At 71.1% G+C, this 533-nt stretch carries 1 protein-coding gene; it reads right to left on the bottom strand.

The window, feature by feature from the left end; genetic code table 11:
- Nucleotides 1–533, bottom strand: a 533-nt coding sequence (locus AAFM92_16965; GenBank protein ID MEL7302047.1) for a sugar phosphate nucleotidyltransferase, incomplete at both ends; no start/stop codon positions are given.

Raw genomic sequence — 533 nt, 5'->3', positions numbered from 1 at the left:
GCCAGTCGCCGACGTCGCTCCAGCCGAACGACCCGGGCACCACGAGCACCTCGTCGGCCTGCTCCAGAATGCCGTAGTCGATCGAGATCTTGGGGCTCTTCGCGTAGGCCGCCGCGATGGCGTCCGCCTCGCCGTCGGTGCCGAAGGCGTCGGCGAGGGGCGCGAAGAGGCGGTGCACCTTGGGGAGGTTGCGCGCGAAGGCGGCCAGGATGGCGTCGGCGCGCCAGATGAACATGCCCGAGTTCCAGAGGAAGTCGCCCGAGTCGAGGAAGCGCTCGGCGGTCGGGAGGTCGGGCTTCTCGGCGAACGTCTTGACCGGGAAGGCCTGCGGTCCGGCAGCACCGTCGCCGCCGGTGGCCCCGGACATGTCGTACTGGATGTAGCCGTAGCCCGTCTCGGGGTGCGTCGGCTCGATGCCGATGGTGACGAGCGCGCCGGGCGTTTGCGCCTTCGCGACGGCGGCGTCGAGGACGGCGTGGAAGCGGGCGGGCTTGTCGATGAGGTGGTCGGCGGGGAGCACCACCATCGTCGCG

The sequence above is a fragment of the Pseudomonadota bacterium genome (assembly GCA_038533575.1).
In the GTDB taxonomy this organism is placed as follows: domain Bacteria; phylum Pseudomonadota; class Alphaproteobacteria; order Rhodobacterales; family Rhodobacteraceae; genus Shimia_B.
The sequence above is the reverse complement of the archived record's forward strand: the minus strand, read 5'-3'. Positions and strand labels throughout refer to the sequence as shown.